Origin of the sequence: Devosia sp. XK-2, from assembly GCF_037113415.1 — a bacterium.
GTDB lineage: Bacteria > Pseudomonadota > Alphaproteobacteria > Rhizobiales > Devosiaceae > Devosia.
In genome coordinates this window covers 1,508,761-1,533,572 of sequence record NZ_CP146608.1, presented here as the reverse complement: position 1 = coordinate 1,533,572, position 24,812 = coordinate 1,508,761, and the positions used below count along the sequence as shown (strand labels likewise).

General features: G+C 62.0%; 25 protein-coding genes. 9 read left to right on the top strand and 16 right to left on the bottom strand.

From position 1 onward, the window contains the following. Positions 1 to 71: 71 nt before the first annotated feature. Positions 72 to 488: a helix-turn-helix domain-containing protein gene (locus V8Z65_RS07385; RefSeq protein ID WP_338723508.1), complete on the top strand. Its 417-nt coding sequence runs from the start codon at positions 72 to 74 to the stop codon at positions 486 to 488. A gap of 7 nt (positions 489 to 495) precedes the next feature. On the opposite strand, the gene V8Z65_RS07380 is transcribed toward V8Z65_RS07385, so the two are convergent. Next, positions 496 to 1,392, bottom strand: a complete 897-nt coding sequence (locus tag V8Z65_RS07380) for a division plane positioning ATPase MipZ (protein ID WP_338723506.1) — start codon at positions 1,390 to 1,392, stop codon at positions 496 to 498. Between the two features lie 148 nt (positions 1,393 to 1,540). Here V8Z65_RS07380 and V8Z65_RS07375 point away from each other — a divergent pair, with 148 nt between their 5' ends. The 4 genes from V8Z65_RS07375 (at position 1,541) to V8Z65_RS07360 (ending at position 4,130) form a co-directional block, all read left to right on the top strand. After that, positions 1,541 to 1,807 carry a hypothetical protein gene (locus tag V8Z65_RS07375; protein WP_338723505.1) on the top strand — a complete coding sequence of 89 codons (267 nt, stop codon included), beginning with the start codon at positions 1,541 to 1,543 and terminating at the stop codon, positions 1,805 to 1,807. Positions 1,808 to 2,008: 201 nt separating this feature from the next. Beyond that, positions 2,009 to 2,158: a DUF1127 domain-containing protein gene (locus V8Z65_RS07370; RefSeq protein WP_220306774.1), complete on the top strand. Its 150-nt coding sequence runs from the start codon at positions 2,009 to 2,011 to the stop codon at positions 2,156 to 2,158. A 140-nt stretch (positions 2,159 to 2,298) separates the two neighbouring features. Beyond that, a complete protein-coding gene (trmFO, locus tag V8Z65_RS07365) occupies positions 2,299 to 3,681 on the top strand; it encodes a methylenetetrahydrofolate--tRNA-(uracil(54)-C(5))-methyltransferase (FADH(2)-oxidizing) TrmFO (protein WP_338723504.1) in 1,383 nt (460 codons plus the stop codon). Further along, positions 3,678 to 4,130 (top strand): YiiD C-terminal domain-containing protein, encoded by a 453-nt coding sequence (locus V8Z65_RS07360; protein ID WP_338723503.1) that lies wholly within the window; start codon positions 3,678 to 3,680, stop codon positions 4,128 to 4,130. The genes trmFO and V8Z65_RS07360 overlap by 4 nt, the downstream gene beginning before the upstream one ends. Positions 4,131 to 4,229: 99 nt before the next feature. Here the strand turns inward: V8Z65_RS07360 and V8Z65_RS07355 are convergent, their stop codons facing one another. The 4 genes from V8Z65_RS07355 to yajC all read right to left on the bottom strand — a co-directional run bounded on the left by V8Z65_RS07355 (position 4,230) and on the right by yajC (position 8,450). Next, the gene (locus V8Z65_RS07355; RefSeq protein ID WP_338723502.1) at positions 4,230 to 5,075 is read right to left on the bottom strand and encodes a phytoene/squalene synthase family protein; all 846 of its coding nucleotides are present in this window, start codon (positions 5,073 to 5,075) and stop codon (positions 4,230 to 4,232) included. Beyond that, the gene (locus V8Z65_RS07350; RefSeq protein WP_338723501.1) at positions 5,075 to 5,464 is read right to left on the bottom strand and encodes an MTH938/NDUFAF3 family protein; all 390 of its coding nucleotides are present in this window, start codon (positions 5,462 to 5,464) and stop codon (positions 5,075 to 5,077) included. The genes V8Z65_RS07355 and V8Z65_RS07350 overlap by 1 nt, the downstream gene beginning before the upstream one ends. Before the next feature lie 6 nt (positions 5,465 to 5,470). After that, positions 5,471 to 8,038, bottom strand: coding sequence for a protein translocase subunit SecD (secD, locus tag V8Z65_RS07345; protein ID WP_338723500.1), 2,568 nt, complete (start codon positions 8,036 to 8,038; stop codon positions 5,471 to 5,473). 64 nt (positions 8,039 to 8,102) lie between these two features. Continuing rightward, positions 8,103 to 8,450: a preprotein translocase subunit YajC gene (gene yajC, locus V8Z65_RS07340; RefSeq protein WP_338723499.1), complete on the bottom strand. Its 348-nt coding sequence runs from the start codon at positions 8,448 to 8,450 to the stop codon at positions 8,103 to 8,105. 255 nt (positions 8,451 to 8,705) lie between these two features. On the opposite strand from yajC, the gene V8Z65_RS07335 reads away from it, so the two are divergent. Further along, complete coding sequence (locus V8Z65_RS07335) at positions 8,706 to 9,509, top strand: ATP-binding protein (RefSeq protein ID WP_338723977.1); 804 nt, start codon at positions 8,706 to 8,708, stop codon at positions 9,507 to 9,509. Between the two features lie 68 nt (positions 9,510 to 9,577). Here V8Z65_RS07335 and V8Z65_RS07330 read toward each other — a convergent pair whose 3' ends face one another. The 11 genes from V8Z65_RS07330 to V8Z65_RS07280 form a co-directional block, all read right to left on the bottom strand. After that, positions 9,578 to 10,864 (bottom strand): M23 family metallopeptidase, encoded by a 1,287-nt coding sequence (locus tag V8Z65_RS07330; protein ID WP_338723498.1) that lies wholly within the window; start codon positions 10,862 to 10,864, stop codon positions 9,578 to 9,580. Between the two features lie 178 nt (positions 10,865 to 11,042). After that, a complete protein-coding gene (surE, locus tag V8Z65_RS07325; RefSeq protein ID WP_338723497.1) occupies positions 11,043 to 11,813 on the bottom strand; it encodes a 5'/3'-nucleotidase SurE in 771 nt (256 codons plus the stop codon). Then, positions 11,813 to 13,141 carry a serine--tRNA ligase gene (serS, locus tag V8Z65_RS07320; RefSeq protein WP_338723496.1) on the bottom strand — a complete coding sequence of 443 codons (1,329 nt, stop codon included), beginning with the start codon at positions 13,139 to 13,141 and terminating at the stop codon, positions 11,813 to 11,815. The genes surE and serS overlap by 1 nt, the downstream gene beginning before the upstream one ends. 115 nt (positions 13,142 to 13,256) lie before the next feature. Next, positions 13,257 to 14,090, bottom strand: coding sequence for a twin-arginine translocase subunit TatC (tatC, locus tag V8Z65_RS07315; protein WP_338723495.1), 834 nt, complete (start codon positions 14,088 to 14,090; stop codon positions 13,257 to 13,259). Next, on the bottom strand, positions 14,091 to 14,840 hold the full coding sequence (gene tatB, locus V8Z65_RS07310) for a Sec-independent protein translocase protein TatB (protein ID WP_338723494.1): 750 nt from the start codon (positions 14,838 to 14,840) through the stop codon (positions 14,091 to 14,093). Between the two features lie 63 nt (positions 14,841 to 14,903). Continuing rightward, positions 14,904 to 15,122 carry a twin-arginine translocase TatA/TatE family subunit gene (locus V8Z65_RS07305; RefSeq protein WP_338723493.1) on the bottom strand — a complete coding sequence of 73 codons (219 nt, stop codon included), beginning with the start codon at positions 15,120 to 15,122 and terminating at the stop codon, positions 14,904 to 14,906. Between the two features lie 121 nt (positions 15,123 to 15,243). Further along, positions 15,244 to 15,906: an SMC-Scp complex subunit ScpB gene (gene scpB, locus V8Z65_RS07300; protein ID WP_338723976.1), complete on the bottom strand. Its 663-nt coding sequence runs from the start codon at positions 15,904 to 15,906 to the stop codon at positions 15,244 to 15,246. A 5-nt stretch (positions 15,907 to 15,911) separates the two neighbouring features. Then, on the bottom strand, positions 15,912 to 16,697 hold the full coding sequence (locus V8Z65_RS07295; RefSeq protein WP_338723492.1) for a ScpA family protein: 786 nt from the start codon (positions 16,695 to 16,697) through the stop codon (positions 15,912 to 15,914). Between the two features lie 81 nt (positions 16,698 to 16,778). Further along, complete coding sequence (locus V8Z65_RS07290; protein ID WP_338723490.1) at positions 16,779 to 18,782, bottom strand: SPOR domain-containing protein; 2,004 nt, start codon at positions 18,780 to 18,782, stop codon at positions 16,779 to 16,781. A 97-nt stretch (positions 18,783 to 18,879) separates the two neighbouring features. Then, positions 18,880 to 20,625, bottom strand: a complete 1,746-nt coding sequence (gene argS, locus V8Z65_RS07285) for an arginine--tRNA ligase (protein WP_338723489.1) — start codon at positions 20,623 to 20,625, stop codon at positions 18,880 to 18,882. Between the two features lie 189 nt (positions 20,626 to 20,814). Beyond that, on the bottom strand, positions 20,815 to 21,963 hold the full coding sequence (locus V8Z65_RS07280) for a deoxyguanosinetriphosphate triphosphohydrolase (protein ID WP_338723488.1): 1,149 nt from the start codon (positions 21,961 to 21,963) through the stop codon (positions 20,815 to 20,817). A gap of 87 nt (positions 21,964 to 22,050) precedes the next feature. Here V8Z65_RS07280 and V8Z65_RS07275 point away from each other — a divergent pair, with 87 nt between their 5' ends. From V8Z65_RS07275 to V8Z65_RS07265, 3 genes are read left to right on the top strand one after another with little or no spacing between them, the layout of a single operon-like run. Beyond that, positions 22,051 to 22,404 carry an iron-sulfur cluster assembly accessory protein gene (locus V8Z65_RS07275; RefSeq protein WP_338723486.1) on the top strand — a complete coding sequence of 118 codons (354 nt, stop codon included), beginning with the start codon at positions 22,051 to 22,053 and terminating at the stop codon, positions 22,402 to 22,404. A 54-nt stretch (positions 22,405 to 22,458) separates the two neighbouring features. Then, entirely contained in the window at positions 22,459 to 23,565 is a 1,107-nt protein-coding gene (locus V8Z65_RS07270) for a serine hydrolase domain-containing protein (RefSeq protein ID WP_338723484.1), read from the top strand. Between the two features lie 26 nt (positions 23,566 to 23,591). Further along, positions 23,592 to 24,734, top strand: a complete 1,143-nt coding sequence (locus tag V8Z65_RS07265) for a serine hydrolase domain-containing protein (RefSeq protein WP_338723483.1) — start codon at positions 23,592 to 23,594, stop codon at positions 24,732 to 24,734. Positions 24,735 to 24,812 lie beyond the last annotated feature (78 nt).

Genomic DNA, 24,812 nt, shown 5'->3' with positions numbered 1-24,812 from the left:
TGCCGCACTAGTCACAACTAGTAACTGTGTTTATATTTGTGCCTGAGTTCCCCATGCAAGGAGGCACATAAATGTCACTGACTGATACATCGCAGCACGCCAATTGTTCGGCCATGTCCGATGTGCTCAACCGCATCGGCGACAAATGGAGCGTGATGGTGGTGGGGATGCTTGGGCGCAATGGTACGCTGCGTTTCAACGAATTGAAGCGATTGATCAATGGCGTGTCACAACGCATGCTCACGCTGACTCTGCGCAATCTGGAGCGTGATGGCCTGGTGACCCGCACCATCTACCCTGAAGTTCCGCCGCGCGTGGAATATAGTCTGACCGAACTGGGCAAGACGTTACAGGTGCCGATCAGCGCCCTTTGGGATTGGTCAGCAGAAAATCATGACGCGATTGTCGAGGCGCGCGCCGTTTACGATGCGCGTGAACATGCCGTTGCCGCCGACAATCCGAGAAAGGCCGCCTACGCACAGGGATGACGCGCGGTCAGGACTCGCTATGCGCCATGTGGCTGAAGCGGTTCACGTCGCTTGAGCGCTGCGAGAGGACTTCCCGCCGGGCCTCGGCGCGCCGACTCGATGGCAGATTGAGCGCATTGGCCAGAGCACGGTACTCCTGACGCGCACTCATGTGGGACATGGACGGCACCCCGCCCAGAAGGTCGTCGTCGAGCGGATCGAAAACCGTCATTCCGGTGGCGAACAGCGATCGAAAAATAACCCGCTCCGCAATGCCATCGGCAACACGACAGCCGAGGCGCGTCGCGATGCGCTCCAGCATGGTTTGGACCTGACGCATGTTGCGCGATGACAGCATGGAAATGCGATTGCGCACCAATACCCAATCGATATTCCGACCGTCGATCGACAGCCGCTCCGAGCGCGCACGCTGCACCAGGCGCGCATAATGGCTCAATTCGCGCGGTTCGCCAGTTACCGGATCGACCTGGGCCATGACGCTGAGGTCGATCAGGCTGTCATTGACCGGGGTCACCAGGGTGTCGGCGAGAGAATGGGCCAATCGCGCCAGATTGGTGTCGAATCCGGGGGTGTCAATGACGATGAAATCGGCCGAGGACTCCACCTCGCCTATGGCCTGTCGGAACAGGTCGAACTCGATGCGATGGTTCTCGCGGGCCGAGTCGCCTCGCGCAAGCGGGAGGTGATAATGGGTCGTATGCGGCAGGCTCAGGCCCTTCGCCCGGGCCCAGTCCCGGCGGTTGCGTACGTAGTGAGTCAGGGTCTGCTGGCGGCTGTCGACGTCGATCGAGGCAACCTTGTGCCCTTGATAGAGCAGATAAATGGCCAGGTGGAAGGCCGTGGTCGATTTACCCGACCCGCCCTTTTCGTTGCCAACAACAATGACATGCGCGCTTTGCCGCACTGCCGACTCCCCTAATCAGTTGCCGAAGTGTGTTGATTTGGGACGGTTCGCACAAGGGAAATCATGGTGGACGAAACATTAATAGGGGCACCCCGGGATCCCGAAATGATCCAGAACGGACTATCCAGACGCCGAAAGCGTCAAATCGATGAACTTTCCATGCGCCAGACGCATGCTCGCCGTGTCCGATATGGCCTACCGCGCCGCGGCGAACACAGGCATCGTCCCTTCGCACCACTATAGCCGCAAAGGGATATTGCCCATGTTTGTGCGAGCCGTCTGGCGCCTCAAGCGCCTTGTCGACATCAAGCAGACGTTGCGGGAAATGGACGTTCCCTCGACGCGAGATGCCGACTTGTTGGGGATTTCCGGGCCGGACTTCTCCAAAATGACGCGGTCACTCTTCGACCGCTGACCCCCTATCGGCCCTGAGGCAGAAATATGTGGCCGCCGGAGCGCCATCCGGCGGCCATTGCTTTGACAAACACATGAATGGCTACTGAACAGGCACTGCCTACGCCTTGCGCAAAATGCATAGCTAGTTTGACCAATCTCTATCTGCTCACTGGGGATAGGTGGGCCTATATGAGTACCTGTCAACAACAGGAGACTTCCGATGGACATCCGCAAGACTTTCAAGAAGTGGGCCGCCTACCAGCAGACCGTTCGTGAGCTTGCCGCTCTCGACAACCGCCAGCTCAACGATCTGGGCATTTCGCGCACCGACATCAGCCGCGTTGCTCGTGATCATGCCGACGCTCTGTAAAATAGACGGCACAAACCGACCAATCCGAACGCTCGCCTCTCACTGAGACGCGAGCGTTTTGATTCCCGGGCCGGCGGCGTTGCCAAACGGCGCGAAAACGCCGATTGCTCCGCGGCGGCGAGCTTGATATCTGGCTCGCTATGTCAAACGAACCCATTCATATTATCGGCGGGGGCCTGGCAGGCTCGGAAGCCGCATGGCAGGCCGCTGAGGCCGGCGCCAAAGTCATTCTGCATGAGATGCGCGGTGTCAGGGAAACCGACGCCCACCAGACGGAAGACCTCGCAGAGCTTGTCTGCTCAAACAGTTTCCGCTCAGACGACTATGAGCAGAACGCGGTCGGCCTCCTGCATGAAGAGATGCGACGCTGCAATTCGCTCATCATGCGCGCCGCCGACCAGCATAAATTGCCCGCGGGTGGCGCCTTGGCCGTAGATCGCCACGGCTTTTCCGCCGCCGTGACGGTCGCCATCGCCAACCATGCCAATATTACAGTCGTGCGCGAAGAGATTGCGGATTGGCCCCCGGGCGACTGGCAACATGTGATCATTGCCACGGGCCCGCTGACCTCCCCCGCCCTGGCGGAAGCAGTGCTTGAAAAGACCGGCGAAGACTCCCTGGCCTTTTTCGACGCGATCGCCCCGATTGTCCACTATGACAGCATCAATCACGACATTGCCTGGAAGCAGTCGCGCTACGACAAGGCCGGCCCCGGAGGGACCGGGGCGGACTATCTCAACCTGCCCATGGACAAGGACCAGTACTTCGCCTTTGTCGAAGCGCTGAAAACCGCTCCGCTGCATGAGTTTAAGGACTGGGAAAAGGTCCCCTATTTCGATGGCTGCCTGCCCATCGAGGTTATGGCGGAACGCGGGCCTGAAACGCTGCGCCATGGCCCCATGAAGCCAGTGGGTCTGACCAATCCACGCAATCCCACCGTCAAGCCCTATGCCATTGTCCAGTTGAGGCAGGACAACGCGCTGGGCACGTTGTGGAACATGGTCGGGTTCCAGACCAAGATGCGCTACGGGATTCAAGCAGAGATTTTTCGCATGATTCCGGGGCTTGAAAACGCACAGTTCGCCCGGCTTGGTGGGCTGCATCGCAACACCTTCATCAATTCACCCAAGGTTCTGGCGCCGGATCTTAAACTCAAGGTTGATCAGCGCATCCGCTTTGCCGGCCAGGTCACCGGTGTCGAAGGCTATGTGGAGAGCGCCGCTGTCGGGCTCATCACCGGGCGCATGACGGCCGCGGAGTCCCTCGGCGGATCCTTGCCGATCCCACCGGCCACCACTGCCCTGGGGGCGCTGATCGGCCATATTACGGGCGGGCATATCGAGGCGGAAAGCTATAGCGGCGCGCGCAGTTTTCAGCCGATGAATGTCAATTTCGGACTGTTCCCGGAGGTCACCATCACCAAGCCAGAGGGCGTAAAGCGCTGGCGCGGGCCTGAGAAGACCATCGCCAAGCGTCGCGCCATCACGTCGCGAGCGTTGGACGACCTCAAGGCCTGGGCATGACTCCGGCGGCATTGACCGATTATCTGCACCGGCACATGCCTCTATCGCGGGCGATGGCAGTGACGACTATAGAGTCCAGTGCCGAGATGGTTGTGCTTGAGGCACCGCTCGCGCCGAACATCAATGTCCATGGCACGATGTTTGGCGGGAGCGTTGCCACGCTTGGGTTGCTTGCAGCGTGGTCGGTGCTGCATTTGGGGATGGAGGCCGCAGGACTGACAGGCCAGTTGGTCATTCACCGAACCAGCACGGACTATCTCAGACCAATCGAGGGTATTGCGCGGGCCGTCGCCAAGCCGAATAACGTGGATTGGGGCAAGCTTGGTCTTGTTCTGGCGCGACGTGGCAAAGCGCGGTTGAGCGCCACCGCCGATATTGCAGTTGAGGATGCCGTCGCCGCCCGGCTGGACGGCATATTCGTCGCCATTGCCGAACGCTCGGGCCACTAGGCACTTTTTGTTGTGATTGAATCGAAGCGAGCGCCCTGGCTCATTGCTCAGCCGCGCTTCCGAACTCGGCCAGTGGTGCCCACGCGTCCCGGAGGCGCTCTAGCGGTTCCGCCACGCCCACCAGGTCAGCCTGGCGATCTTGCGCCAGTCGGCGTCATCAGCCGGCGCAGCAAATACGCTGCGCTCGTGCCTCCGCCAGGCAGCCAGTTGCGCCTCGAGCACCGTAATAGCGGCAAAGGCGGGCCGCACGCTTACCGGTAGCGCCGCGATGGCCGAACCGGCCTTGTCGAGATGACCGGCCGCCAATTCTGCGATCTGACTGAGGGCGGCATGGAGACCTTCGCTGTCCTGCCCGGCAAAGATCTCCTCTTCGCGCACGCCGTTGGCCTCAAGTATCGTCCGGGGCAACATGATACGCCCCTGCGACGAGATGAAGCCAAAGGCGCGCAGATGCCCTATCATCGCCTGGGATACACCCAGATGGCCGGCAGCATCACCCGGCTCCACCGGGCTACCATTGTTGATGATCATGGCCGCAAGCTGGAAGAGGGTCGAGGCGGTTTCGCCGGCATAACCCTCGAACGTCTCCAGATCGGGCATCGGGTCGTCATAGAGATCGAAGCGCCGCGCACCAATCAGACGCAACAAAGTGCCGGATGGAAGATTGTAGTCCTGCATGGTTTGCAGCAGCGCGGCGGCAAGAGGATTTTGGCGAACAGCACCATGCCCCTCCCCGATCAGGGCATCATTCCACCATTGCAAGCGAATTTCCCCCGGTTGCGGGCCAGAGACACGCTCGCGGATGGCAGCGATGTCGGCGTTGAACGCATAGAGCGCAGTGACGCCCGGCCGTGCTTCGGCGGGCAGAACCAATGTCGCCAGATATCGGTCGCGATCCAGCCTGCGGAGCGTCTCGGCAGCCAGGGCAAAGCTGTCGGCCGCCATCAGCGCGCGTTCTCTACGGCAATCAGCGCGGCGGCTACTGCCCGCTCCTCGGCAAGCAGGACATTGTAAGTGCGCACCGCGCCACCGGTCTGCGTCGCCTCGATAATGACCGAGCGATCTCGAAATGCCTGCCGAATGGCCGGATCGATGGCGACGATGTCGCCGCCAAGGCCGATCAACAAAACGTCCAGCTTGTCGGCCTGGGCCAGGACCGGCTCCAGGCTTTCCAGCGTCAGTTGCGCGGTCGAGTCGATCGGCCACCCCGACATGCCATTGGGCAGGCACAGAAGCGAGCCCTTGTGCGACATTTCAGCAAAGCGGAAACCGCCATTGCCATAGGCGTCGATACCAACCTGGCGCGGGAAATGTGCTGTTTCCACTGCACTCATGGCCCATCAGCCCGCCGCGCTGTCCGACGGCTCGCGATCATCGCCCAGTTCTTTGCCTTCTTCGACCTGATCGGCTCGCGACGTTAGGCCCAGATAGATCAGGATTGGCGCGGCAATGAAGATCGAGGAATAAGTGCCGACCAGCACGCCCCAAGCCATGGAGATGGTGAAGCTGCGGATCACTTCGCCACCGAAGATCACGAGAGCCATCAGCGCCAGGAAGGTGGTGGTGGCGGTCAGAATGGTTCGCGGTAAGGTGGAGTTGATGGCGATATCGATGATTTCGCTCAGCCCCATCTTCTTGTATTTCATGCGATATTCGCGGATGCGGTCATAGATCACCACCGTATCGTTCAGCGAATAGCCAACAATGGTCAGAATGGCGGCGATGCTGGACGCATTGAATTCCAGGCCGGCGAAAGCAAAGAGGCCTATCGTGAGGATGACGTCGTGGGCGGTGGATATGATGGCGCCCACGGCAAATTGCCACTCGAACCGGAACCAGAGATAGACGAGGATACCCAGGAGCGCCACGCCGAGGCCAATAGCGCCGGTCAGAGCCAATTCGCTCGACACGGTCGGCCCCACCGTTTCGGTGCCGCGCATTGTGTAGTCGAGCGCCTCTACGGCCGTCCTTACCTCTTCAACCGCTGCCTGCTGCGCCGAAGCGCCGCCATCTTGCGTCTGGACGCGGACAAGCAAACTGTCTGCTTCGCCAAAACCCTGTACTTGCACATCCCCTAGGCCGAGTTGCGACAGCGCTTCACGGATTTCGCCGGAATCGGCGGTGCCGGAATTGGCCTGAATTTCCATGGACGAGCCGCCCCGGAAATCGATGCCGAGGTTCAGGCCATGGATGCCAAACCAGCCGAGCGAAAGAACGGACGCGAGTATCGACAGGGCCAGCACATATTTGCGCGCCGCCATGAAGGGAATTTTGGTTCCGTCGGGGATGATCCGCAGAAACTGGATTTTCAGCGTCTTGGGGCGAACCCATTTGTACCAGCGGCCGACGATGAACAAGGTCACCAGATAGGCCGTGAACAATGTGGTCAGAATACCAATGGCCAGGGTTACGGCGAAACCCTGCACTGGCCCCGAACCGAGATAGAACAGGACGACCGCCGCGATCAGCGTGGTGATATTGGCGTCGAGAATGGTTGCCATGGCACGCTGGAAACCGGATTCAATAGCCGCAATCTTGCTGCGCCCTGCCGCCAGTTCCTCGCGAATGCGCTCGTAAATCAGCACGTTGGCGTCCACTGCCATGCCGATGGTGAGCACGATACCGGCAATGCCGGGCAGCGTGAGGGTTGCTCCCAACATGGAGAGCACGCCCAGGATCAAGACCACATTGATGATCACGGCCAGGTCGGCAAAGAGGCCAAAAAGGCCATAAGCCAGCACCATGAAGGCAACCACGGCGATGGCGCCGATAATACCGGCCGTTATGCCGGCGCGAATGGAATCGGCGCCGAGACCTGCGCTGACAGAACGCTCTTCAACGATGTCGAGGCTTGCCGGCAGGGCGCCGCCGCGCAACAGCACGGCCAGGTCATTGGCCGATGCGGTGGTGAAGCTGCCGCTGATCTGGCCTGAGCCACCAGTAATAGGCTGTTGGATGACAGGGGCGGTGATCACTTCATTGTCGAGAACGATCGCGAAGCGCTGGCCGACATTGGCCGAGGTGATTTCACCAAAGGTGATGGCGCCACGCGTGTCGAACTTGAAGCTGACCACGGGGATGCCGCGCTGCTGATCGTAGGCCGGCTGTGCGTCCACCAGGGATTCGCCGCCCAGGGCAATATCCTCATAGAGCAGCTCGCGCGACCCGTCCTGGCTGGGCAGAATCATGGTGCCGGGCGGCAGACCCTGTGCTTCGGCCTGATCGGCGGTCATACCGGGATAGACCATGTGGAACGTCAGGCGCGCCGTTTGCGAAATGATGTTTTTGAGGCGCGTGGAATCGCCAAAGCCAGGCACCTGCACGAGCAGCCTGTTGCTGCCCTGGCGCTGAATGCTCGGCTCGGTGGTGCCGAGCTCATCGATACGATTGCGCACCACCTCGATGGACTGCGCCACCAGGCTCGACATGCGCTGCTCGATACCTTCGGGCGTCAGCGTGATAGTGATATGCGTGGTGTCGGCGGCAGCGATGGCAATTTCATTGGTGCCGCCGACGCCGGAAAATACCTGACCGCCGACGGTGTTCTGCAGCCCTTCGAGGGCTGTCAGGGCGGTGGCCTGCTGGCTAGGATCCATCAGTTCGATGGTAATCGACTTGGCGGCTGGGTCGGTCGTGATGATATTGCCAATGCCGTTGTCATTGGCGAGGATGCTACGGGCATCGCGACGCAGATCGGCCAGGCGCTCCGTGACAATGCTTTCTTCGTTCACCTGCAATAGCAGGTGCGATCCGCCCTGCAGGTCGAGCCCCAGAACCACCGTTTCGCGCGGCAGCCAATCGGGCAGCGCGTCACGCGCCGCCTGCGGCAACATGCTGGGCAGTGCAAAGAGCACGCCAAACACGATTACGGCGAACATGATGGTGGTACGGATGGGCGAAAACTGCATGGAAGAACGTCCTGAAAGCAAAAAACCGGAGCCCTGGGGCTCCGGCGAGCAAGCTTGTTAGGCCTTAGGCGGGCTTGTTGTCGTTGACCGGCTCAGATTTGGAGCGCACATCGGCCACCATGCCGCGCACGACCTTGACCTTGACGCCTTGGGAAACCTCGACTTCCAGGTCCTCGCCATCAACCGCCTTGGTCACCTTGCCGACAATGCCGCCGGTGGTCACGATGGTGTCGCCGCGGCGGATGGCCGAGAGCATGGCCTGCTGGGCCTTCATGCGCTTCTGCTGGGGACGGAAGATCAGGAGCCAGAAGATCAGCACGAGCAGTGCGATCGGCATGAGCTGGATGAAGATGTCAGCCATGCCTCCGGGGGCCCCAACCGCTTCCTGGGCATAGGCGGGCGTTACAAACATCAAGCGAACTCCTTATCGATTCTTTTTTGCGTTTTGAGGAAGGGACGGCCCCGACCTGCCAAACAGGTGGACGCTATCGGGCTTGCCTGCACTTGCGCCCCGGCCAAAATCGCGCGGACTATACATTTGGGGTTTGCTTAATGCAAAGCCAATAAGGATGCGCAGATTGCCGCGCCAAAGCTGAGGGACCAGCCGGTGGAAACCAAAGACTATCTTGCCAGGATTGCCCAGGCGCTCGAGACCATAGCGCAGGCGATGAACGATACCCCCGGCCCTGGCATTTTCACACTGGCGGAGGCCGATGCCTATCACTGGACTGGCGCGAGTGGGCAATTAATGCCTGTGCAGAAGGTCAGCCGCGTCCCCCTCGCCATGCTCAAGGGTATCGATCAGGTCCGCGATATTCTTCTGGCCAATACCGAACAGTTTGCCCGCGGTCACGGCGCCAACAACGCCCTGCTTTGGGGTGCAAGGGGCATGGGCAAAAGCTCGCTGGTCAAGGCCATCCATGCCGACATCCAAGGCCGCAGCGGGTTCGACCACCTTGTTCTTGTAGAGATAGCCCGCGAAGATCTGGAAACCCTGCCGCTGCTGATGCGGGCGATTTCGGGCCAACCAGCGCGCTTCATCGTCTTTTGTGACGACCTCAGCTTCGATAGCGGCGAGACCAGCTACAAATCGCTCAAGACCATTCTTGATGGTGGGCTGGAGGGGCGACCGGATAACGTCCTGTTTTATGCTACGTCCAACCGGCGGCACCTGATGCCCAGAGACATGATCGAGAATGAGCGCTCTACCGCCATCAACCCGAGCGAGGCGGTGGAAGAAAAGGTGTCGCTTTCGGATCGATTCGGGCTTTGGCTGGGCTTTCACAATTCCGACCAGGACAACTACCTGGCCATGGTTTCGGGATATGCCGAATATTACGGTCTATCGATCAGCGCAGAGGCGCTGAGGGCCCGGGCCATCGAGTGGGCTGCCACACGCGGGTCGCGATCCGGACGCGTGGCCATCCAACTGGTGCGGACATTGGCAGGCGAAGAAGGCAAGCCTATCTAGGCGGGCGCAAAGAAAAAGGGCCGGTGCACCACGCCCGGCCCTTTTCCTTTGAGGAGGTCAGTTCAAGATCAACTGGCCAGCAGTGGCACCGGATCGACGGGCGTAGCCCCTTTGCGCAGCTCGAAATGCAGCTGCGGCCTGGAGACAGATCCGGTTTGACCGACAGCACCGATCGAGTCGCCGCGATTGACCACGGCACCTTTGGCAACGCTCATCGAGGCGAGGTGCGCATAGGCGGAGACATAGCCGTTGGGGTGACGGATGAGCACGAGATTGCCGTAGCCTTCAACGCCCGAGCCGACATAGATCACGGTGCCGTTCTCGGCCGCCTTGACCGTCGAACCTTCGGGCACATCGATATTGATGCCGGTGCCGCGCGAGGCGGCAAAGTCGGTGATGACACGGCCTGAAACCGGCCAGCGAAACTTGTCGCCGGACGAAACCGGCTCGGCGGCAGGCGCCGGCGTGGTGGGCACAGACGCGACCTGGGTGACCTTGGCGCCGGCAGAGGTGGCAGCCGGAGTGGATGCAGGGGCCGGCGCGGGCGTCGATGCCTGCTGCAACACATTGCCACCAGACAGATTGCTCGGACGCGCTGCCGGCAGGGTTGGCGCGGTAGTCTGCGGGCTTGCGCTGGCTACCTGAACCGGCGCTGCATTGACCAGATCGGAGCGGCCGGGGATGATAATCTTCTGGCCGACCACGATTTTGTCGGGTGAACTCAGGCCGTTTGCATGCACGATGGCTTGGGTGGTCACATCGTATTTGCGGGCGATGGTGTAGAGCGATTCACCGCCGACAATAGTGTGCGTGTACGCGTTGCCGTTAGCGGCGGCCTGGACGGGAACGCTGGAATTGACCGGTAAGGCGGCGCTTGACGACGGAGTGCCCATGGCAACGGCGGCGGGCGCGGCCGGCAGCGGGGCAAGGTTTTGCTGAGCAGGCATGGCTTGCATATTTCCCATAGGTGACGACGAACTCAATGCTGGTAGAGCCTGGGTTTGCACCGTCGAAGCCGAAGCGCCGATTGGCGAGGTCACACCGGAGGGCTGCATGAAGCCGTTATTGACCGGTGCCGGCGGCAGTGTATTGCCGCCTGTCCAGGATGCGCCGACATTGGCCGGCGGCAGATATTCCATGCTGGCAACCTGCACCGGCTGGGGTGCACCAAGGGTTGGCGGCATAGGCTGATTGAGGGTTGTGGGGGTCGACTGCGCGACCGAGCCTGTGACGGTGTCGTCGCTGAAACTGCGACTCCCCAGGCTCGAACAGCCGGACAATCCAACGGCGGCGATCATTACACCGGCAACGGCGACCGCACTTCTATGGGTCCGCGGAAAAACGCGAATACTCATCGGCTTACTCGTACGCAGGTACTCAACAACTGAGCTTGACGCTACGCCGGTAAGGTAAAGACGAGTTTAAGGCCGATGCGATTTGAGCGAATTCGTGACGGCCCGATTCAGAGTCGGGTAAGGTTAAGAACCGGGTCCTGGCCTGCCTTGATGAACGAAAAGCAACGGCGGGCCTGAATCAGCCCTTGAGAGCGATGTTGCCGAGGCGTTCAAGCGCGCCCTGATGGGTCTGCTGCAGGGCAAAAGGGGTTACCGTAATGGCGTTGCCGCGGCGCAGAACTTCGAAGTCGGCGGCGGGGTCGAGCGGCAGGGGTGTCTCGGGAATGGCCATGAAAAAGCGACCGTCATTATCGCTGGGATAATAGCGTATGGGCGAGCGCGAAAAACGCTGATGGGCCACCGCCGTCAGACCGACGACCTCGTCGGTGGCGCAGAAGGGAAAATTGACATTGTAGAAGACGTCGTCGCCATTGTGGGCGGCCATGATGGCCTCGACGACTTCGGCGCCGAAACGGCTAGCATTGGCCCAGTCGGGCCTACGGGACACTTCATAGTCCATGGACTGGCTCATGGCGATGCCGATGGCGCCCTGCAACACGCCCTCGCGGGCGCCGGCCGCAGTGCCGGAACAGTTGACGATGTCGCCCAGGTTCTGCCCGGCATTGACGCCCGACAACACCAGATCGGCCGGCTTGTCACCCAGAATATGGGTCATGGCCGCCACAACACAATCAGCCGGGGAACCGCCGGTGACCGCATAGCGCCGAGCGCCGAGCGTCTCGAAGGACAGTTCCCGCCCGAAGCTGAAGCGGTGCCCTGCCCCGGATTGATTGCCATCCGGGGCCACGATCCACACATCGTCCGAGATCGCGCGGGCAATTTCGGCCATGACGGCGATGCCAGGCGCATCCACGCCATCGTCATTGGTGATGAGGATGCGCAGGCTCATTACTTGCCGCCGATGGAGGTCAAGCCGCCCATATAGGGCTGCAGGGCCTCGGGAATGAGCACCGAACCATCTTCCTGCTGGTAGTTTTCCAAGACGGCGATGAGGCAGCGGCCGACAGCGGTGCCGGAACCATTGAGGGTGTGCACATAGCGCGGGGCCTGCTTTTCGCCAGAGGGGCGATAGCGCGCTTCCATGCGGCGGGCCTGGAAATCGCCGCAGACAGAGACCGAGGAAATTTCGCGATAGGTATCCTGCCCCGGCAGCCAGACTTCAAGGTCATAGGTCTTGCGGGCACCAAAGCCCATATCGCCGGTACAGAGGGTCATGACGCGATAGTGCAGGCCGAGGCGCTGCAGGACGGTTTCGGCACAGGCGAGCATGCGCTCATGCTCGTTGATCGATTCTTCGGGCGTGGTGATGGAAACCAGCTCGACCTTATCAAATTGGTGCTGGCGCAGCATGCCGCGCGTATCGCGGCCGGCGGAACCAGCTTCGGAGCGGAAGCAGGGCGTGAGGGCGGTGAAGCGCAGCGGCAGGTCTTCTTCAGCGAGGATCGTCTCGCGGACGAAATTGGTCATCGGCACTTCGGCGGTGGGGATCAGCGCCAGGCGGCTCTCACCATGCGGAGTGAAGAACAGGTCTTCCTCGAATTTCGGCAGTTGACCGGTGCCGTAAAGCGCGTCGTCGCGCACAAGGACCGGTGGCTGGACTTCGAGATAGCCGTGTTCGGTCGTGTGCAGATCGAGCATGAACTGGCCAAGGGCGCGTTCGAGCCGAGCGATCTGGCCCTTGAGGACGACGAAGCGGCTGCCCGAGAGCTTGGCGGCGATTTCGAAATCCATGTCCTTTTCGGCAACGCCGATTTCGAAATGCTCCTTGGGCGCGAAGGCAAAGCTCGGCTTGGCGGGACGCACCTTGGCAGCGGTCTCGGCGGTACCATTGGCGCCGAAATACTCGACATTGTCGGCTTCGTCATCGCCCACGGGGACATCGTCGAGCGCCATATTGGGGATGGCCGAAAGGGCGTCGCGCAGTTCCTTTTCAACGGCGCGCTCTTCGGCCTCGCCGGCGGGAATGGTTTCCTTGAGCGCAGCGACTTCGGCCATGAGCTCCTGCGCCCGGGCCTCGTCCTTCTGGGCCTTGGCCTGGCCGATCTGCTTGGAGAGCGCGTTGCGCTTTTCCTGGGCTTCATTGAGCCGGACGATGATGGCGCGGCGCCGTTCGTCTATCGCGATGAGATCGGAGGAGCGCACGGACACGTTCTTGCGCTGGCCCATGGCCGCGTCGAAAGCATCAGGGTTATCTCTGATCCACTTGATATCGAACATTGCTGGTTACGGGCCCTGCCCGCCTCTTGCTTGCTGCAGGCCCTGGATGAGTGGCCCGGAGCACGCCTGCAAGCGCCACGGGCACAGATGAGTGCGCCCGGGTGCCCGCGCGCAGCTATTCGGAGGATGAGCCGGACAGCTCTTCATCCTGCTTGGCAATCGCCGCCTCGCGCCGTTTCTGCACGTAGCGTACCGAGAGGATAGCGAGTTCGTAGAGAGCATACATCGGCAAGGCAAGACCGATCTGCGAGATCGGGTCAGGCGGCGATACGAGCGCTGCCACAATCAGAATGCCGACAATGGCGTAGCGCCGCCCCTTCTTGAGCATGTCGTAATTCACCAAGTCGATCTGGGCGAGCAAGGTCAGGACGACCGGAAGCTGGAAGCAGATGCCGAAGGCCAGAATCAGCGTGGTGGCCAGGCCCAGATATTCCGAGACACGGGCAAGCAGCTTGATCTCGGAGGTCTGCATGCCGGCAAAGAAATGCAGGGCCATGGGCAGAACAGCGAAATAGACCATCATGGCGCCGAGCAGGAAGAAGATCGGCGTGGCCACCAGATAGGGGATCAGCGCCTTGCGCTCATGCTTGTAGAGACCGGGGGCGACGAAACCGTAGATCTGGGTCGCCACATAGGGAAAGCCAAGGAAAATGGCGCCGAACAGAGCCAGGTTGAGCTGGGTGAAGAAGAATTCCTGCGGCGCGGTATAGATCAGCTCCATATCACCCGGATTGGGATAGATGGACCGATAGGGGTTGAGCAGAACGTCAAAAATCTGTCCCGCAAAGATGAAGCACACAACCATGAGCACGACCACCGCGATGGCCGCGCGGATGAGGCGCTTGCGCAATTCGACGAGATGTTCAAGCAGTGGTGCTTCGCTGCCGGCGAGCTCGTCTTCGACGTGCGGCTTGCTCTTGTCTTCTATCTTGGTCGGGGTGTCGGCCATTTATTCGGTCTTTCCGGCCGTTTCGGCAGCCTTCTTGCGCGGGGCGCGGGGCTTTGCCGGCTTGGCGGCAGCCGATGCAGTCTCCGGCTTGCTTGCGGGCGCCTTTTTCGTCGCTTTGACGGCGGACTTGCCGGCCGTGGCCTTGGATGCAGCAGCGCGCGCAGCCCGCGGCTTGGCAGGCTTGGCCGTCTCACCCGCGGGGGCGGCATTGTCGGCCTGCGCTTTCGGCTTGCGCGCGGCGGGCTTTGGCGCGGCAGCTTTGGCGGGAACGGATTTTGCCGTGGCGCTCTTCGCAGACGCCGTTGCACCCTTGCTGGCGCGGGCCGCCTTTACCGGTTCGGCCTTTTTGGCGGTAAAGCCATAATCGGCCGCCATTTCGTCATTGGACTTTTTGGCGGGCGCCATGCCGGCCTGCTGCTGAATGGCCTCGACGACGCTTTCCTCGGCAGGATTGGTCGGCTTGAGGGCACCCGAGGGGCTTTCCTTGCCATCCTTGCCGATGCTGTTGAATTCCTTGCGGATTTCGTCAGCCGTCTGCTTGAGCGGCGAGGTGATCGAGGTCCGCAGGTTGCGCACCTCATCGAGCCCGGTGGTCTTGTTGATTTCGCGCTGGAACTCTCGCCCCATGCGCTGGATCTGCCCAATAACCTTGCCAACCCGTCCCATGACCACGGGCAGGTCCTTGGGGCCGATGAAGATCAGCGCAACGACGCCAATCACCAGCATCTCTGTCCAGCCTAGGCCGAGCATTTATTCAGTCTCCGGACGGCGGACGAACCGCACGCATTGGGTGGGAACAAGCTATGCGGGCGCTCAGGCGTCCTTGCTCTTGTCCACTTCCTTGGCATCGACAGTGCTGGCCGTATCGGCCTGCAGGCGTTCAGCCGGCTTGTCGTCGTCCTTCATGCCCTTCTGGAAGGCTTTGATACCCTGGGCGACTTCACCCATCATGCCGGAAATTTTCCCACGGCCGAACAGCAGGATAACGACAACGGCAACAACGAGAATGCCCCAAATAGACGGCGCGTGCATAATGGTCTCCCTAGAACTCCAGATACGCGTTACACGCGATAGATAGACCGAGAAATAGGTTCAAATGCACCTGAACACAAGAACGTGTTCCTTTTCGCACCCTGCAAATGGCAATTTGCGATCAAGTTTCCTCGTCTTCGGGCTCCGGATCGCCCAGATCGAACGGATCGAGGGGGTCTTCGTCGTCCCTGAGGGCATTGTCGAGCGGCAAGGGAATTTGCATATCGGCGGGCAAGCGGCCTGAAAGCAGCCCTGCCCCTTTGAGCTCATCCAGACCCGGCAGATCGGACAGGCTTTCGAGGCCGAAATGATCGAGGAAAGCGTCGGTGGTGCCATAGGTGACAGGACGGCCCGGCGTGCGGCGGCGCCCCCGCATGCGCACCCAGCCTGCCTCCATAAGCAGGTCCAGCGTGCCCTTGCCGGTGGCGACGCCACGCACTTCTTCGATCTCGGCGCGGGTGGCCGGCTGGTGATAGGCAATGATGGACAGGGTTTCGAGCGCTGCCCGGGATAGCGGACGGGTTTCCTGCTCTTCGCGCCGCAGGAGAAAGCCCAAATCCTCGGCGGTGCGGAAGGCCCAGCCCTCGCCCCGGCGCACCAGATTAACGCCGCGGTCGGCATAAAGCGCCTGCAAACGGTTCAGCAGGCCGGCTATGTCGACACCTTCGCCCAGATAGGAGGCCATTTCGTCGGGACGCAAAGGCCGGTCCGAGGCGAAGAGCAAGGCCTCAAGGATGCGCAAATGGCGGCGCAGTACCTCGCCAGACTGCTCTGTCGGGTCCATGTGGTTCACTTGGCATCACTCCGGCGGCGCATGAACAAGGGCCCGAATGTTTCAGTCTGCCGAATGTCGATCTGGCCCTGGCGCACCAATTCCAGACTGGAGGCAAAGGTGGAAGCGCGCACGGTGGCGCGTTCGCTGGGCGTTGCGAGATAGTCGACGAGATAGGCATCAAGCGACACCCATTCCTGGCTATCGCCGATGAGGCGCTGCAGGATGTCGCGCGCATCCTGCAAGGACCAGACGGTTCTCAGGCGCGGGGCATAGTCGGTGACAATGCCGCGTTCGCGCTGGCTGGAATAGGCCTTAAGCAGATCGTAGAGGCTGGCTTCCCAAATGGAGCGCCGGGCGATCTCGATGGGCTCGGGAGCGCCGCGCGCAAAAATCTGATCGTTCAGCCGTGGACGGCTCATCAGGCGGCCAGCGGCGGTTCGCATGGCTTCCAGGCGCTTGAGGCGGAATTGCAGCATGGCGGCGAGCATCTCGCCGCTCGGCTCTTCGTCGCCGGGCGCCTGCGGCACCATCAGCCGGCTTTTGAGATAGGCCAGCCAGGCCGCCATGACCAGATAGTCGGCAGCAACCTCGATGCGGCGTTCGCGGACCTTGTCGATGAAGAGCAGATATTGTTCGGCCAGGGCCAGAACGGAAATGCGGGACAGATCGACCTTTTGACGGCGCGCAAGATCGAGCAGCAGATCCAGCGGGCCTTCATAGCCGCCGACATCGACATGCAAAACGTCCTCGGCGGCAGGCGCCGCCGGGGAATCGAACCAATTGGCTTCTGCCTCAGTCATGGGTGTCCGTCAGGTGGCCGTCTTTCGCCATCCTTGTCCGCTGGTGACGGAGGCGTCAAGCAAGGGCCATCCCGCCTGCAGCTAGAGCAAGAGGCAGTCGCCGCCGGCCGCTTTCACATTGGTGCAGATATTGGCCGCGCTTTCGCGCGACGCGGCCGGCACCAGCACCCGGTAATAGATGCCGCGTTCGCCCAAGTCGACGCGCTGGATCTCCAGATTGGCACCACCGAAAAGCACGCCATAGCGGGTGGCGATGGCCTGCGCAGACTGGCGGGCGGCCTCTTCGCTGCGCTGGGAGGCCAATTGCACATAGCTCGAGGCCCCGCCGCTGGATGTGGCGGCGGCCTGTTGCGGGGCGGCAGCCTGCGGCTGGGCCGTTGCCGTGGCCGGGGTGGCCGGGGTCGACACAGCATTTGCAGCGGCGATGGCTGCAGAGGCGAGCGCGGCGAAATTGTCGGGCCGATCCATAGGCACCCTGACCGTGCGACCGGGCAAGGCGGCGCCAGTGGCATCGACAACGGGCACGTCGGCGCCTGGCTCAACGATCGATGCAGCCGGTGTCGGGGTGGCCGCCGGCTCGGGGACTGCCGCAGGCGTCGCGGTCTCTGCGCGGGCGCTGGCAACCAGCTCTGGCGTGGAGAAATCGGCACCCGGCACATCGGGCACATTGGGCCGGTCGACCGGCAGAATAGCCGAACCGGCCAGGCTGTCGTCGCCGCTGACAATGGTGCCGTCGGGCAGCACGGTCACAGTGCGCACCTTGCGGTTCACCAGGCCATCCTGATTGGGGTCGACATTGTCGCCGCCGCTGGTGGCCAGGACGCCCGAGCTCGTGGGCGCGGTATTGGCGGCCACAACGGCCTCAGTATCGGCCTGATCGCGCGAGACCAATTGTTCCTCGCCGCCGGTTTCCGCACCGGAAATCTCATTGAAGACCACCGACTGGGCGGTTTCGGCGGAGTTATCGGCCTCGGGCACTTCCTTGGTCGGTGTGGTATCGGCCACCAGAAGCGGCGCCGGCCCGGTGGTGGTACCGCCCTGCCCCAGCACCCAGTAGAGGCCCGCACCGGCGACGGCCAGCAGCCCGACGGCCACCAATGGCCCGACAACAGCCCGGTTGAGGCGGAGCGCGGCACGCGGTGGGCGGGCCAGGGCTTCGGTATCGGTTTCGATGGCGTCGGCGCCGGCTTCGCCATTGCCATTGACCCATTCGACATGAGCGCCGGTGGCAGCAGCAGCGGCCAGAATGGCCTCGTCCACTGAATTCATCTCGCCCTTGGCCGCGGGGCTCACGGGCGCCGGAGCCGGAATTTCGGCTTGGATCGGCTTGTCCGTAGGAGCCCGGGCGGGCGTTTGGGTCGCGATTGTCGGGGTCGCCAGACTGCGCAGGGCCGGACTGGCGGGCGCGCTATCGGCGATGTTCGCGCGAACCGCGGGCCCGACGAGGCGCTCGATCTCATCCAGAGGATCTAAGGGCTCGGCATTGGACGCGGCGGGCGCCGGTGCGGGCGTCTCGCGGGGGGCGGCGGATTGGCTCTGGACGGGCGCTGGCGCGCCTCCGCCGAGACCGAAGATCGGCGGGGTGCCGAAATTGTCCTGGTCGGTCGGGTTCTCAACAGCTGCCGGTTCGGCTGTTTCCGGCTGCTCGACACTGGCGGGACCGGGCAAGTCGGAGGCCAATTCGGCGGCAATCAGATCGGCGAGGCTGTCGTGGTCGAGCGATACCGACTGTTGGGTTTCGGGCTCGTCCTGTGCCTTGTCCATCATGGGCGCCGGGGCGCTGGCAGGCTGGGCCTCGGACGGCTCGGAAGCGCCGGTCAGGCCGAAATCAAAGGAAAACGGCTCGGGTTCCTTAGGCGCGGAGGCAGGCGCGTCGCCCGGGATGCGGACGGGCGCGGGCTCTGCCGGCCGCTCGCTGCGGGCTGCCCCATCAAAACGCGGCGCCGGGTTAGGTTCGGCATCGCCCGGAATACGGACTGGCGTGGTCTGCACCTTGCTATCCGGCTTGTCGCTGCGGGCCTCGTCGGCCATCAGGCGTGCCAGTTCAGCAATAAGATCGTCCGGTGCTTCAGTCTGTGCGGCCATCGAATGCGGTTTCGCTGACGTCATCTCGCAGCGCCCCTAGAGTGCGGATTGTCCTGTCAAGGATTTTGCCGCGTATTTTCACACCAATGCGCCCGAATTATGAAAGCTCCTCAGGCGCGGAGACCCCCAAAATCCCAAGGCCGTTGCGAATTACCTGGCGAACGGCGTCGACGAGTGCGAGTCGAGCTAGGGTCAACTTCGGGTCCGAAGGGTTAACAAATCGTAACTGCGGCTCATCCTTGCCCTTTGCCCAGAAGCCATGCAAGGCCGCTGAGAGCTCATGCACATAGAATGCGATACGATGCGGCTCGTGCGCGATTGTCGCCGCGGCCACCGTGCGCGGCCAGGCCCCGAGCAGGCGAATGAGTTCGATATCGGCGGCGCTGCCGAGCAGTTCCAACTCGGCCCCGGCCAGGGCGGCGGCCGAGACATCGAGATCGGGCATGTCGCGCCTGGCGGTACGGAAAATGGAACAGGCGCGGGCATGGGCATATTGCACGTAGAATACGGGATTATCGCGCGTTTGCTCCTTGACCAGGGCAAAGTCGAAATCCATGGCGGCATCGTTCCGCCGGAACAAAAGCATGAAGCGCGTCGCGTCCGGCCCCACTTCCTCGACCACGTCGGAGAGCAGGACCAGGTCGCCGGAGCGCTTGGACATCTTGAACGGCTCGCCGTTCTTGAGCAGCCGCACAAGCTGGCAAATGCGCACGTCGATATCGGCTTCACCATTCGAGACGGCCTTCACGGCCGCCTGCAGGCGCTTGACATAGCCGGAATGGTCGGCGCCGAGCACATTGACCATGTGCTTGAAGCCACGCAGATATTTGTTGCGGTGATAGGCAATGTCGGCTGCGAAATAGGTGTAGGAGCCATCCGACTTGATCAGGGCGCGATCAGTGTCGTCGCCATAGTCGGTGGCGCGGAACAGGGTCTGCTCGCGATCTTCCCAATCTTCTGGCGTCTTGCCCTTGGGCGGATCGAGCCGGCCTTCATAGACCATGCCTTCCTCGCGCAGCCAATCGAGCGTCAACTGGATGTCACCACCCTGCCCATGCAGGGTGCGTTCGGAGAAGAAGACGTCGTGATGGATATTGAGCTGGGCGAGGTCGGCCTTGACCAGTTCCATCATGGCGGCAAGGGCCGCCTCGCGGGCGATCAGCACCGCTTCCTGCACGGGCTTATCGAGCAGCGAGGCGCCATATTCGGCCGCCAGCGCCTTACCCACAGGGATGAGATAGTCGCCGGGATAGAAGCCGGACGGAATCTCGATGGTTTCGCCCAAGGCCTCGCGATAACGCAGGAGAGCCGACTCGCCGAGAATTATGGTCTGACCGCCGGTATCGTTGATGTAATATTCGCGCGTCACGTCATAACCGGACCAGGCCATGAGCGAGGCCAGCGCGTCGCCAAAGACGGCGCCGCGGGTGTGGCCGACATGCATGGGGCCGGTGGGGTTGGCGGAGACATATTCGACATTGACCCGTTCGCCCTTGCCCAGATTGGACCGACCGAAGTTCTCGCCCTGAGCGCCCACGGCTTTCAGAACCTGATGCCAGATGCTATCGGCGAGCCGGAAGTTGATGAAGCCGGGACCGGCCACTTCGACCGAGGTTACATCGGGTGCCGATTTGAAGCGTTCCACCAGACCGGACGCTACCTCGCGCGGATTCTTGCCCAAGGGCTTGGCCACAACCATGGCGGCATTGGTGCTGAGGTCTCCATGGGCAGGATCGCGCGGGGGCTCCACCACCACGCGTGCAAGCAGCTCGGCGTCGAGCTCAGGATAGTCGGCACGCAGGGCCTCGATGACCCGGGTGGTGAAGAGGGCGAAAATGTCCATGTCGAGCCTAACTCACTTCATATGCGGTGTCGGTTCCAGGCAAATCGCCTCTCCTCCACCGTGTCGTCCTCTGGCTTAACCCGGGGACCTGCGGCAACGCGTACTGTGTTGATAGTGGCCCTCGGGTCAAGCCCGAGGGCGGAGCAGTGAGTTTGGGCGCTGTCAGCCCTTGTCACACGGCGGTTGGCGTTAACGGAAATCGGGTCGAGCGTCAAACAAGCGCTGGTGCTCGTCCAGGGCATAGGGGTCGGTCATGCCGGCGATGAAGTCGGCGACGATGCGGGCGCGCGCCGCCCCCGAGACCGCCCTGCCCGCCTCACCCCAGCGCCCTGGCATATCGGCATCGGCCATATAGGCCGCGAAGAGCCGGTCCACCACCGCTTCGCTTTCGCGCACCGGCACCATGACATCTTCATGGCGATAGACCCGGGAAAAGAGAAAGGATTTGAGCCCCTTTTCATTCGCCGCCATTTCCGGCGAGAAGGAAACCAGGGTCCGCCCGATCTGCCGCGCATCCTCGGGCGAGGAGATGGCCGCCGTGGCTATATTGCCGGCGCTGGTGGCGATGACATTTTCGACGGCGCGGGTGATCATGCGGCGCTGGACCTCGTGGGTCTGGCGCTTGGGGGCAATATCGGGGTAGCGCGCCAGAACTTCCTCGACGATGGGGCCGGCCATGGGCACGCCGGCGAAATCCTGCAGGGTGACCAGATTGGCCCGCAAGGCGTCGTCGATGTCGTGGGCATTGTAGGCAATGTCGTCGGCAATGGCGGCGACCTGAGCTTCAAGGCTCGCATAGGTGTCGACCCGCAGATCGGCGGGTGCGGGAATTTCGGCCAGATCGACCAGATGCGGCAAGGGTCCATTATGCTTGAGGATGCCCTCGAGCGTTTCCCAGGTCAGGTTGAGCCCGTCGTGCTCAGCATAGCGGTTTTCGAGGCGGGTGACGACGCGGAGCGCCTGTATATTATGATCGAAGCCGCCATAGGGCTCCATGGCTCGGTCCAAAGCGCGCTCGCCGGCGTGACCGAAGGGGGTATGTCCCAGATCGTGGCTGAGGGCGATGGCCTCGGCCAAATCTTCGTCCAGCCGCAGGGCCCGGGCGATGGAGCGGGCGATCTGGCTGACCTCCAATGTGTGGGTCAGGCGGTTGCGGAAATGCCGACCTTCATGCGCCAGAAAAACCTGGGTCTTGTGCTGCAGGCGCCGAAACGCGGTGGAATGGATGATGCGGTCGCGGTCGCGCTGGAATTCGGAGCGCGTCGGGCTGGCGCCAGTGCCATAAAGCCGCCCGAGCGATTGGGAGGACTTGCTGGCGTAGGAGGCGGTGTCTCTCATCTGGTCTCTTCCAGGCCTTTGCAATGACGCGCTGAACGCCTATCTTAGGTTGAGCGTTATGACATTACGACTGACCCGGGATTTCCCATGACCGACGCCGCACTTGCCGATGCCCCTGCCGTAACCCTTTCGGACCGCGCCGCCAAGCGTGTCTCGCGCATCCTTTCCAAGGAGGCGCCCGGCACGGTGCTGCGGATTTCAGTGGCGGGCGGTGGCTGTTCGGGTTTCCAGTACGAATACAATCTGGTGCAGGAAAGCCCCAATGCCGACGATCTGGTGCTGCAAAAAGGCGACGCCACAGTGCTGATCGATTCGCTGAGCCTTGAATTCATGGGCGGCTCGGAAATCGACTTTGTCGATGACCTGATCGGCCAGTCGTTCCAGATCAAAAACCCCAATGCCGTGGCGTCCTGCGGCTGCGGAACCAGTTTCGCGGTTTAGCTTTATCTCCCCTCCGCGCGACGCTAGGGTCCTGGCGCCCTTGGAGGAATCAGCATGAAGAGCCGTATCGAAGCCGTGATGGACGCGGCCGTCGAGAAGCAGTCGATTGTCGGCGCAGAACTGGTCGTGGCCCACCATGGCGACATCGTGTGTCGCCGGACGGCGGGCTGGCTCGACCGCGAGGCGGGCGTGTCGATGATCGAGAACGCTATTTATCGGCTCGCATCGGTGACCAAGCCCGTGGTGGCGGCGACAGCCCTTGCCATGTCCGACAAGGGCCTGATCGGCCTTGATGACCGCGTGGCGGACCACCTGCCCTGGTTCACGCCGACATCGCCCGACGGCTCCCAGGCGGAAATCACAATCCACCATTTGCTGACCCACACGGCGGGCCTGGCTTACAGCTATCCGCAGGACCCGATGATCACCACCGGGCTTGGCGCGTCGGATATGAGCCTTGAGGAGAATTTTTCGCGCGTGGCCAAGCTGCCGCTGGAGTTCGTGCCGGGAACGGGCTGGCTCTATTCGGTCGCGATCGACGTTCTGGGCGCGGTGCTGGAGAAAGTGCATGGCGGCAGCGTGGGCGACGCGGTGCGCGAGCACATTGCCGGGCCGCTCGGCCTGAACGAGACCGGCTTTTTCGTAGCCGACAAAGCCCGGCTGGCCAAACCCTATGCCGATGGCATGCCGGCCATGCCGATGGGCGACCCACAAATGGTGGCCGATGAAAGCGGCGAGGGCCCGACGTTCTCACCTTCCCGCATTTTCAATCCAAAGGCCTTCCAGTCTGGCGGCGCGGGCATGGCCGGGACGCCGGGCGATATCCTGCGCTTCCTGGAAGCCATGCGGAATGGCGGCGGCGGAGCGGTCCGGCCCGAAACGGTGGCGCGCGCTTTTTCCAACCAGATTGGAAATCTCAAGCGAGATGATGCGGGGCAGCGCTTTGGTTATCTGGGCGCGGTGGTTGACGATCCAGTGGCCGCAGGCTCGCCCTCGGCCGCCGGAACGGTCAATTGGGGCGGCGTCTATGGTCATTCCTGGCTGATCGACCCGGTCAACGGACTGACCGTGGTGTCGATGACAAATACGGCGCTGGAGGGATGCACCGGGCAGTATCCCAAGGATCTGATCCGAGCCGTTTATGCCGATTATGTCGACTGATTTTAGTGTTCTTGGGGGGAAACGCCGTGACCGGGACAGTCAACCACGTACTTGATGAGGCGGTGGCGAGCGGCAAGCTGGTTGGGGCCGTGGTGATGGCGGCCAAGGATGGCGAGGTGATCTATCGCCGCGCCGCGGGGCTTTCGGACCGCGAGGCCGGAACGCCCATGACCGAGGACACGATTTTCCGCGCCGCGTCGCTGACCAAGCCGCTGGTGGCCTCAACACTGCTGGCGATGGAGGATGCGGGGCTGGTGCAGACCGACGATCCGGTGACGCGCTACCTACCCTATTTCAGGCCCAAACTGGCCGATGGCAGCGAGCCGGTGATCACGCTCAAGCATTTGCTGACGCATACGGCGGGGCTGCTCTACGACTATACCGCCAAGGACCCTCGGGTGACGGGCGGGCTGGTGAATGCCGATATTCACCTGGACGAATTGCTGCCGCTGCTGGCGGCGCAGGAGCTGTCATACGCACCGGGCACGTCCTGGTTCTATTCCATGGCCATCGATGTGATCGGCGGCATTGTGGCCAAGGTGCATGGCGGACGGCTGCGCGAGGCGGTGGCGCATTATGTGACCGGACCGCTGGCGATGAAGGATACCGATTTCGTCGTTCGGGACCGCAGGCGACTGGCCGTGCCCTATGGCGATGGCGAGGACATGCCTGTTCGCATGGGCGAGCCGCATTCGGTCAAAAATCCATGGGGCGGGGTCACGACATTTTCGCCTGAGCGGATTTTCAATGAGAAGGCGTTCGAATGTGGCGGCGGGGGCATGGCAACAACCGCACCCGACTTCATGCGGTTCCTCAACGCCATTCTCGGCGGCGGCGGCCCTATTCTGAAGCCAGAGACGGCGAAAAAGGCCATGCGAGACCAGATGGGTTATGAGCGCGAGCCGGGCCAAGCCTTCAGTTTCCTCGGGAGCTATACGGTCGATCCGCAGCGGGCCGACCTCTACTGGCCGGCCGGGACGAATAATTGGGGTGGAATTTACGGGCATATCTGGTCGATGGACCCGGTGAACCGGATTTGCATGGTTTCGCTGAGCAATACCGCGTTCTATGGTGGGGAGCTCGCTTTCCCGCGCGCCTTGCGGAAGGCCGTTTACGCCGAATTTGCCTTGAGCAATTCCGATTTTAGTGGACACAAAATCGGGCTCTAGTCTTTGTTTTGTCGCGCTTCCGAACCGCAAAAGTCTGCAACTTTTCCTGGAAGCGCTCTAAGTCTTTGTTTCGCCGCG

Excerpts from the sequence above, each read along its gene's own strand:
- V8Z65_RS07330 (WP_338723498.1), bottom strand. The coding sequence starts at position 10,864 with ATGAGTATTCGCGTTTTTCCGCGGACCCATAGAAGTGCGGTCGCCGTT.
- scpB (WP_338723976.1), bottom strand. The coding sequence starts at position 15,906 with ATGGACCCGACAGAGCAGTCTGGCGAGGTACTGCGCCGCCATTTGCGC.
- yajC (WP_338723499.1), bottom strand. The coding sequence starts at position 8,450 with ATGTTTGTAACGCCCGCCTATGCCCAGGAAGCGGTTGGGGCCCCCGGA.
- V8Z65_RS07280 (WP_338723488.1), bottom strand. The coding sequence starts at position 21,963 with ATGAGAGACACCGCCTCCTACGCCAGCAAGTCCTCCCAATCGCTCGGG.
- V8Z65_RS07295 (WP_338723492.1), bottom strand. The coding sequence starts at position 16,697 with ATGACTGAGGCAGAAGCCAATTGGTTCGATTCCCCGGCGGCGCCTGCC.
- V8Z65_RS07385 (WP_338723508.1), top strand. The coding sequence starts at position 72 with ATGTCACTGACTGATACATCGCAGCACGCCAATTGTTCGGCCATGTCC.
- V8Z65_RS07360 (WP_338723503.1), top strand. The coding sequence starts at position 3,678 with ATGACTCCGGCGGCATTGACCGATTATCTGCACCGGCACATGCCTCTA.
- V8Z65_RS07270 (WP_338723484.1), top strand. The coding sequence starts at position 22,459 with ATGAAGAGCCGTATCGAAGCCGTGATGGACGCGGCCGTCGAGAAGCAG.
- V8Z65_RS07305 (WP_338723493.1), bottom strand. The coding sequence starts at position 15,122 with ATGCACGCGCCGTCTATTTGGGGCATTCTCGTTGTTGCCGTTGTCGTT.
- secD (WP_338723500.1), bottom strand. The coding sequence starts at position 8,038 with ATGCAGTTTTCGCCCATCCGTACCACCATCATGTTCGCCGTAATCGTG.
- V8Z65_RS07375 (WP_338723505.1), top strand. The coding sequence starts at position 1,541 with ATGAACTTTCCATGCGCCAGACGCATGCTCGCCGTGTCCGATATGGCC.
- V8Z65_RS07290 (WP_338723490.1), bottom strand. The coding sequence starts at position 18,782 with ATGGCCGCACAGACTGAAGCACCGGACGATCTTATTGCTGAACTGGCA.
- tatB (WP_338723494.1), bottom strand. The coding sequence starts at position 14,840 with ATGCTCGGCCTAGGCTGGACAGAGATGCTGGTGATTGGCGTCGTTGCG.
- trmFO (WP_338723504.1), top strand. The coding sequence starts at position 2,299 with ATGTCAAACGAACCCATTCATATTATCGGCGGGGGCCTGGCAGGCTCG.
- V8Z65_RS07335 (WP_338723977.1), top strand. The coding sequence starts at position 8,706 with ATGAACGATACCCCCGGCCCTGGCATTTTCACACTGGCGGAGGCCGAT.
- tatC (WP_338723495.1), bottom strand. The coding sequence starts at position 14,090 with ATGGCCGACACCCCGACCAAGATAGAAGACAAGAGCAAGCCGCACGTC.
- V8Z65_RS07350 (WP_338723501.1), bottom strand. The coding sequence starts at position 5,464 with ATGAGTGCAGTGGAAACAGCACATTTCCCGCGCCAGGTTGGTATCGAC.
- serS (WP_338723496.1), bottom strand. The coding sequence starts at position 13,141 with ATGTTCGATATCAAGTGGATCAGAGATAACCCTGATGCTTTCGACGCG.
- V8Z65_RS07355 (WP_338723502.1), bottom strand. The coding sequence starts at position 5,075 with ATGGCGGCCGACAGCTTTGCCCTGGCTGCCGAGACGCTCCGCAGGCTG.
- V8Z65_RS07275 (WP_338723486.1), top strand. The coding sequence starts at position 22,051 with ATGACCGACGCCGCACTTGCCGATGCCCCTGCCGTAACCCTTTCGGAC.
- argS (WP_338723489.1), bottom strand. The coding sequence starts at position 20,625 with ATGGACATTTTCGCCCTCTTCACCACCCGGGTCATCGAGGCCCTGCGT.
- V8Z65_RS07370 (WP_220306774.1), top strand. The coding sequence starts at position 2,009 with ATGGACATCCGCAAGACTTTCAAGAAGTGGGCCGCCTACCAGCAGACC.
- surE (WP_338723497.1), bottom strand. The coding sequence starts at position 11,813 with ATGAGCCTGCGCATCCTCATCACCAATGACGATGGCGTGGATGCGCCT.